The sequence below is a fragment of the Arthrobacter sp. Y3221087 genome (assembly GCF_059089905.1).
Map to the genome: position 1 here is coordinate 211,788 of NZ_JBNHFE010000005.1, position 7,932 is coordinate 219,719.

A 7,932-nucleotide genomic window follows, 5' to 3' on the forward strand; every position below is an offset into this window, starting at 1 on the left:
CTGCTTCCCTGCCGTCGCAACGGGGCAGCTGGCCGCCGTCGTCCTTGCCTGCGGTTGTTCTTCCGGTTTTTCGAAAGTAACAGGGCAGCAGGACGCCGGTATATAAGTACTTTTCGCGGGAGTACTCAGGTTGGTTACTTGGTTTGCAGGTCCTTGGTTGATGACACGGCTTCGTCACAGGGACCCGAATATGGGCGGTTCATTTTGACTGCCGCGAGCTTCTGGCATGCTGGTGCCATGGCTAGCCGCGCGGGCACACTTGCCCAACCCCAGGACCTTGTTGACATCACTGCGCTCCTCGACGCGTACTACGACATCACGCCGGACCTCGCTGATCCGGGCCAGCGCGTTGTGTTCGGAACGTCCGGGCACCGCGGGTCCAGCCTCAAGGCGTCGTTCAACGAGAAGCACATCGTGGCCATCACGCAGGCCATCGTCGAGTACCGGGCAGCGCAGGGCGTCACCGGCCCCCTGTTCCTGGCCAAGGACACGCATGCGCTGAGCGAACCGGCGCAGAACAGCGCCCTGGAGGTGCTCGCCGCTAATGGCGTGCAGGTCCTCATCGATGCCCGGCACGGCTACACCCCCACCCCGGCCCTGAGCCATGCGATCCTCACCTACAACCGGAATGCCGGGCCCGGCGCACCGCAGGCTGACGGCATCGTGGTGACCCCCAGCCACAACCCGCCCGCGGACGGCGGCTTCAAGTACAACCCTCCGCACGGTGGCCCCGCCGATTCCGACGCCACCGGATGGATTGCCAACCGCGCCAACGAACTGCTCGAGAACGACCTGCGCGGGGTGAAGCGGATCCCGGTGGCCGATGCCCTGGCTGCTGACACCACCGGCAAGTTCGACTTCCTCAGCAGCTATGTTGACGACCTGCCCTCCGTGCTCAACCTTGACGCCATCCGCGAGGCCGGCGTCAGGATCGGCGCCGACCCCATGGGCGGGGCGTCCGTGGACTACTGGGGCGAGATCGGCGAGCGCCACCAGCTGAACCTGACCGTCGTCAACCCCACAGTGGACCCGCAGTGGGCGTTCATGACGCTCGACTGGGACGAAAAGATCCGGATGGACTGCTCGTCGCCGTCGGCCATGGCCTCCCTGATCCAACGGATGTCCGACGGCGGCTCAGCCTTCGACGTGGCCACAGGCAACGACGCCGACGCCGACCGGCACGGCATCGTCACCCCCGACGGCGGTCTGATGAACCCCAACCACTACCTCGCCGTCGCCATCGATTACCTCTACCGGAACCGCAGCGGCTGGAACCCTGCCTCCGTGGTGGGCAAGACCCTGGTGTCTTCCTCCATCATCGACCGTGTGGCACAAAGCCTGGGCCGGAAGCTCGTCGAGGTGCCGGTGGGCTTCAAGTGGTTCGTGCCCGGCCTGCTGTCCGGCGAGGGCGCATTCGGCGGCGAGGAATCGGCCGGCGCCTCTTTCAACAAGAAGGACGGCAGCGTCTGGACCACGGACAAGGACGGCATCCTGCTGGCCCTGCTCGCGTCCGAGATCACCGCCGTCACGGGCAAGTCTCCGTCCCAGCTGTACAAGGGCCTGACGGACCAGTTCGGTTCGCCGGTCTATGCCCGGATCGACGCCGCCGCCTCGCGCGAGCAGAAGGCGAAGCTGGGCAAGCTCTCCGCGGCGGATGTCACCGCGACGTCCCTGGCCGGCGAGGAGATCACTGCGAAGCTCACCGAGGCGCCGGGCAACGGTGCATCCATCGGCGGTCTCAAGGTGGTCACGGAGAACGCCTGGTTTGCTGCGCGCCCGTCCGGCACCGAGGACGTGTACAAAATCTACGCCGAGTCGTTCAAGAGCGAGGAGCACCTCAAGCAGGTGCAGGCCGAGGCCAAGGCGCTGGTGGACGGCGTCATCGCCTAGGCGGTTCCCTTCCCTGGGTCCAGGCTCCACAGGCGGAGGACGCGCCGGATGGTGTGGTCACCATCCGGCGCCATGTCCACCAGGGCGATCCGGTCCAGCACCACTGCGTCCCCCGGGTTCAGCCGTTTCTTGCCAGGGCCTGAGCCGTGGTGCGAGACGTGCGGCCGGTAGCCGGAGAGTGTGTGGCGCGGCGTGAGTATCCTGCCATCCACCGCGGCCACAGCCTGGACCAGGGCCTCATGCAGGGCCTGGAGCGCCGGGTGTGGCTCCACCAGGCTGACGGCTACGGATCCGTTACGGCCAAAGGCCGCATCCTCCCCTACGGCCATGCTCGCGCCAAGCGCGGCCCGCGCCGGAGCATCGGCGAGGGCGGCGATGCGTTCCGCCGCGCCGGCACTGTCCGGACCTCCGACGTCGAACCTCACCAGGGTGATGTGCAGCGGCCAGTCGGTGCGCAGGAAGACGGCGCCTTCTGCCACAGGTTCGACGAACGTCACGAAAATGAGGTTGCGCATCGGCATGGCCCCAGTCTCCCACCACACTCTCCGGGTCCGCCCCCTCAGACGCTCTCTCACATCCCGCCCTGAAAACCCCAACCCTCTCTCACCTTTGGCGGCTTAAACGCAGACGCTCTCTCACCGGGTGAGAGAGCGACTGCCAAAGCTGCAGAAAGTGAGAGAGCAACGGGATGGTTAGACGGTGCGGACGACGTCCTGGTAGGCGAACTTGGGCTTCGCTTCGCCCCATGCGTCCTCGCCGGGCTGGCCGATGTTGACCACCAGGAAGCTCTTCTGGTCCCCCTTCGGGAAGAAGGCTTCGTCGATGGCACGGAAGTCGGCGCCGGTCATGGGGCCTGCGGCGAAGCCAAGGGACCGGACGGCCAGGATGAAATAACCGGCCTGCAGGTGCGCGTTGTTGTTGCCCGTTGCCGCGGCCAGCTCGGGGTTGGCGTCGTACATGGCCTTGGGGGCGTTGTAGCCGGGGAGGAAGTTGTCCCACTCGCCGGCCCAGTCGGTGTCATAGCTGAGGATGGCCACCAGCGGGGCGGAGGCGGTCTTGGCGCGGTTGCCGGCCATGAGCGCATCCACGAGCTTGGCGCGGGCCTCGTCCGAACGGACGTAGGTGATGCGCAGCGGCTGGGAGTTGAAGGCGGTGGGGCCGAACTTGGTGAGCTCGTAGATGGCCCGAGCCTGTTCCTCGGTGACTTCACCGGTGAAGGTGTTGGCCGTTCGGGCCTCGGCGAAAATGGCGTCGACGGCGGCCGAATCGATAACCGCTTCTTCATGGGCAATGGTCATTGGCATACCTTTCGCTGTGCCTCCCCGCCTGCCGGGTCGGCCTCTTCGCTGTCCGTAGTTGCAACTTCAACCTCTGCCTGGGTCTTCCCGGAGCAGCACGTGACCTTAGCCACAACGGCAGCAACAACGGACCGGGCGGTATTCTGGTGGCATTCATCTTCGCCATCGGCGGCACCCCCTGAAAGGCCCCCTCCCATGAGCATGCTCGGAATCAAGTGGAAGCTGCACGGCACCGGCAAATCCATCAAACCCGGCCACGTGGTGGCCCCCGATGAGCGGCTGGCCTGGCCGCTGACCATTGGCGTGGGCATGCAGCACGTGGTGGCCATGTTCGGCGCCACCTTCCTGGTGCCCATCATCACCGGCATGCCACCGGCCACCACGCTCTTCTTCTCCGGCGTCGGCACCCTGCTGTTCCTGGTGATCACCAAGGGCAGGGTGCCCAGCTACCTGGGCTCGAGCTTTGCGTTCATCGCGCCGATCATGGCATCGCAGCAGCAGTTCGGCGTGCCCGGCGCCCTGGGCGGCGTGGTCCTGGCCGGCGCCGTCCTGGCCCTGGTGGGTGCCATCGTGCAGAAGTTCGGCGCGGAGTGGATCAACCGGCTCATGCCGCCCATCGTCACCGGCGCCATCGTGGCGCTGATCGGCCTCAACCTGGCCCCCGCCGCAAAGCAGAACTTCGCTGCCGCCCCCGTCACCGCCGTCGTAACCCTTGCCACCATCATTCTGGTCAGCGTCCTGTTCCGCGGGATCCTCGGCCGGCTCAGCATCCTGGTGGGCGTGATGGTGGGCTACCTCGTGGCCATGCTCCGCGGCGAAGTCAGCTACGAAAAGATGAACGCGGCCGCGTGGGTGGGACTCCCCCAGTTCCAGACCCCCGAGTTCCACATCGGCGTCCTGGGCCTGTTCGTGCCGGTGGTCCTGGTCCTGGTGGCGGAGAACATCGGCCATGTGAAGTCCGTGGCCGCCATGACCGGGCAAAACCTCGACGGCGTCTCCGGGCGCGCGCTGATGGCCGACGGCGCCGCCACCGTCCTCGCCGGCATCGGCGGCGGTTCGGGAACCACCACCTACGCCGAAAACATCGGCGTCATGGCTGCCACCAAGGTGTATTCGACGGCGGCCTACTGGGTGGCCGGCATTTTCGCCATCCTGCTGAGCTTTTCCCCCAAGTTCGGGGAGCTGATCGCCACCGTCCCCCCGGGCGTGCTGGGCGGCGCGGCAACCATGCTTTACGGCATGATCGGCATCCTTGGCGTGAAGATCTGGGTGCAGAACAAGGTGAACTTCTCCAACCCGGTGAACCTGACCACCGCGGCCGTGGCGCTGATCATCGGCATCGCCGACTATACGCTGACCGTCGGCGAGCTGACCTTTACCGGCATCGCGCTTGGTTCGGCGGCCGCACTGGTGATCTACCACGGCATGAAGGCCATCGCGAAGGCCCGTGGAACGGTGGCGGAACCGGAGTCGGAGCAGGCGGGACTGCCGCCTGCGGCCAAGGCCGCCGCCAATGCTGCCGCGAAGCGGGCTCCCAGGAAGCGCTAGGAGCTAAGCCACTTCGTCCGGACGGTTGAGCCCGTAGACGGGCCCTGGCTTGGGGCGCTTTGCCGCCAGCGATTCGTCGGACCCGTGCGGCAGGATGCGGTGCAGCACCCAGGGGAAGAAGTACTGCCGGGCCCACACCAGGTCTTCCGCCCGTGCCTGCGTCCAGCCGTGGGCCGGCACCGGCCGCGGCTCAAGCGGCTCAAGGGTGTGCGGCACTGCCAGCGCGTTGAGGGTGGCCACCGCAACGGCATGGTGGCCCAGCGGGGACAGGTGCAGCCGGTCCGGATCCCACATCCGGACGTCCTGGAGCTCGGGGAGGCACCACAGGTCAACCATGATGGCATGGTGGCGGTGGGCTATCTTGTGCAGGTGCTCGTTGTAGATGGCCACCCTCCCGCGGATCTGGCTGAAGACGGGGGTGCCGCCCCAGTCCGGCCCTGCGTACAGGAGGACGGTCGCTCCCGTGGCGGCCAGCTTTTCCACTGCCTGGTCCATATGCCGGGCGAGCTTGTCCGGATCGCCGCGGCGGAAGATGATGTCATTTCCGCCACCGGACATGGCAACCAAGTCCGGCTTCAGCGCCAGGGCCGGGGCAAGTTGCCTGTCCAGGATCTGCCGCAGCAGCATTCCCCGGACCGCGAGGTTGGCATAGGCGAAGCCGGGCTGGCCGGCGCTGAGTTCCTCCGCCACACGGTCGGCCCAGCCCCGGAGCCCGCCGAGGCTCCGCGGCTCGGGATCGCCCACACCCTCCGTGTATGAATCGCCCAGTGCCACGAACCGGTGCCAGGGGTGCCTGCCTCCGGTTTCCATGCCGGCCCGCAGGTCCTGCTTTTCCGCTGTCATGCCGTCCTCCTTCGCACGGATGAACGCGGGCGCTGCTTCTTTGCGACGCCCGCCGCCGGTGGCATCTCTGACTGTTGGTCCAGATCGGCCGGCGCCAGCAGGCGGAAGTCCTCGACGCCGTCGGGCGGTTCCTGCCTGAGCCCGGAGACCGCCGGGCCGGGCCGGTCCATCGCGGCACTGGGCGCCACGACATTCAGCGCTGCATCCCGCAGGTCCAGCTCGTGATGCAGCGCCTGCGTCTGCAAGAACCGCAGGGCCCCCTCGCGGCTAAGGCCGTACTCGTTCATGAGGCTACGCACCGCCAGGTCCACCAGAACCAGTGAGCTTTGCACGACGGCGATTCCCGCCGTGGTCTCGGCCCGCTCGGCCACGCGCACCACCACGCGCAGGGCCCGCGCCACCTGGTGCACGTAGCTCCGGATCCGGACCAGGTCGTCACTGGTGAAGGCGTGGGATACGGAAGCGTAAAGGTTGATGGCCGCACTGGTGCCGCCCTCGGACACGATGGGCGCGGACAGCAGTGACTGCACGCCGTGGCTGGCGGCCGCGCTCGAATAGCCGGGCCAGCGCCGGTCCCGGCTGAGATCGGACAGCAGGACGAACTCACTGGTACGCAGGGCTTCCATGACCGGCCCGTCCGCAAAGGAGCACTGCTCCCGGTCCGCCTCGCGGGCCTGCTCGGTACTGGCGGCAAGCGTGTGCGCCTTGCCAAGGCGGAAAAGGGTGGCAGCCCAGGCGATACCGCGGCGTTCACCCTCGATGTCTGTCATGAAGTCGCGGGTGACTTCCCAGAGGTATGTCTCGACGTCCTTGCTGTCGAAAACAGGCTCTGGCGGCATTGGAAGAGGTCCCCAGCCAACCTGCCCCGTGGGTTCAGCGGCCATTCTCCACGCCTTGCTTATAAGCGCCTCGGCCTACTGCAAAACCTTGTTCTAAGAATACGTCCCGCAGCCACGTTGCAGGGAACTCCGGGAAACTTTGGGGCTTTCCGCAGCAATACCAGACGTCAGAGCCAGACCTGGTATCCGGTCGACTTGTCGAAGAGCCTGCGGGTTGTAATGCCCTCGCCGGCGATCCACAGGACTGAACCGTCCTCCGCAGCCTGCTCAACCAGGCCGCTGGCAACGTGCTCACCCCCCAGCCAGACCTCCACGGTATGGCCAGTCAGCCGCGCCCAATCCTTGCGCAGTCCGCGGCTTGCGCCAGGTGCCGCCTCTTCTTCCCTGGGGTTGCTTTCGGCCGCTGGCAGGTCTGCCAGTACGCACAGGTTCACGGTTCCTCCATTACTGGGCATGGGTCGAGCCGCATCAGGGGGACTCGACTGATATCTCTTTGATATATCAGGTTGGGAAACCCAGTATGTTCCAGGTCACATTCCTTGTCAAAAGAGGATCAAAACTGCCAGCCAGCCTTAAGGGAACACGGGCCCGGCCCTCAACGCCGCTTTACGCAGCGAACAGGGCTTCGCGCACCGCACGCTCGAAGCCGCTGACGTGCACCCTGGCAAGTTCGGCAGCCTTGCCTTCGTCCCCGTCGATGACGGCATTCAGCAGATTCACGTGTTCATGCACATGCAGGGACAGGTCGGGAAGGCGGTCGATGACCATGCACCAGATCCGGGTGGCCAGGTTGTCGTACCGGATCAGGATGTCCTCAAGGTGCGGGTTGGCAGCGGCGGCGTAGATACCCTGGTGCACCCGGGCATCCAGGCGGAGCGTCTCCGTGACGGACGCGGCCCCGACGTCGAACGCCTCAACATCCTTGAGGATGGCCCGCAACTGCCGCCTGACAGCATCGGTGGCAACCCTCGCCGCGCGGGCGGCAGCAAGGGGTTCAAGCTGCGCGCGGATCTCAGAGATGAAGGACAGGTCCGTGACGTCCACCCGGGTGGCGAAGGTGCCGCGCCGCGGGTAGGTGATGACCAGCCGGTCCAGTTCCAGCCGCTTCAGCGCCTCGCGCACGGGAGTGCGGCCAACGCCCAGTGACTTAGCCAGCACCTCGTCGTTCAACAGCTCGCCGGGCTTGATGTCCAATACCAGGAGCCGGTCCCGGATGCTCTCATACGCGACGTCGGCGAGGGACTTCCTGCTGCCCTCTTCCGCAGCCGCCAAAGTTTCCAGTGCCATGCCAGGACCCCTTTCCCCTCGCTGAAAAATAACTATTGACCTGTGTCACAGTCGAGTATACGCTGGGGTCCAATCTAATATATCAGTTCGCTACTTTTGAATATATCTAGAAGGAGGAGGGGACATGACCCTCATGCAAACAGAGGCAACCGCAGCGGCCCTGCCGGCAATGGAGCCGGGGCAGAAGTTCGTGCTCACACTCTCGTGTGCCGAGCAGGCCGGGATCG

At 66.0% G+C, this 7,932-nt stretch carries 8 protein-coding genes; 2 read left to right on the forward strand and 6 right to left on the reverse strand.

All coding sequences use genetic code 11. The features are described from left to right. Positions 1-237 precede the first annotated feature (237 nt). Positions 238-1,890 carry a phosphoglucomutase (alpha-D-glucose-1,6-bisphosphate-dependent) gene (pgm, locus tag AC5RUO_RS16090; protein WP_494104029.1) on the forward strand — a complete coding sequence of 551 codons (1,653 nt, stop codon included), beginning with the start codon at positions 238-240 and terminating at the stop codon, positions 1,888-1,890. On the opposite strand, the gene AC5RUO_RS16095 is transcribed toward pgm, so the two are convergent. Further along, positions 1,887-2,405: a 2'-5' RNA ligase family protein gene (locus AC5RUO_RS16095; RefSeq protein ID WP_494011924.1), complete on the reverse strand. Its 519-nt coding sequence runs from the start codon at positions 2,403-2,405 to the stop codon at positions 1,887-1,889. The genes pgm and AC5RUO_RS16095 overlap by 4 nt on opposite strands. Before the next feature lie 177 nt (positions 2,406-2,582). Beyond that, complete coding sequence (locus AC5RUO_RS16100) at positions 2,583-3,188, reverse strand: malonic semialdehyde reductase (protein ID WP_494011913.1); 606 nt, start codon at positions 3,186-3,188, stop codon at positions 2,583-2,585. Between the two features lie 195 nt (positions 3,189-3,383). Here AC5RUO_RS16100 and AC5RUO_RS16105 point away from each other — a divergent pair, with 195 nt between their 5' ends. Beyond that, entirely contained in the window at positions 3,384-4,736 is a 1,353-nt protein-coding gene (locus tag AC5RUO_RS16105) for a uracil-xanthine permease family protein (protein ID WP_494104030.1), read from the forward strand. Between the two features lie 3 nt (positions 4,737-4,739). On the opposite strand, the gene AC5RUO_RS16110 is transcribed toward AC5RUO_RS16105, so the two are convergent. The 4 genes from AC5RUO_RS16110 to AC5RUO_RS16125 all read right to left on the reverse strand — a co-directional run bounded on the left by AC5RUO_RS16110 (position 4,740) and on the right by AC5RUO_RS16125 (position 7,705). Then, a complete protein-coding gene (locus tag AC5RUO_RS16110) occupies positions 4,740-5,579 on the reverse strand; it encodes an SGNH/GDSL hydrolase family protein (RefSeq protein ID WP_494104031.1) in 840 nt (279 codons plus the stop codon). Further along, positions 5,576-6,463 (reverse strand): GAF domain-containing protein, encoded by an 888-nt coding sequence (locus tag AC5RUO_RS16115; RefSeq protein ID WP_494104032.1) that lies wholly within the window; start codon positions 6,461-6,463, stop codon positions 5,576-5,578. Before AC5RUO_RS16115 ends, AC5RUO_RS16110 begins: the two co-directional genes overlap by 4 nt. A gap of 122 nt (positions 6,464-6,585) precedes the next feature. Then, entirely contained in the window at positions 6,586-6,852 is a 267-nt protein-coding gene (locus tag AC5RUO_RS16120; RefSeq protein ID WP_494011917.1) for a hypothetical protein, read from the reverse strand. Between the two features lie 172 nt (positions 6,853-7,024). Next, positions 7,025-7,705 carry a GntR family transcriptional regulator gene (locus AC5RUO_RS16125; RefSeq protein WP_494011918.1) on the reverse strand — a complete coding sequence of 227 codons (681 nt, stop codon included), beginning with the start codon at positions 7,703-7,705 and terminating at the stop codon, positions 7,025-7,027. Between the last annotated feature and the right edge of the window lie 227 nt (positions 7,706-7,932).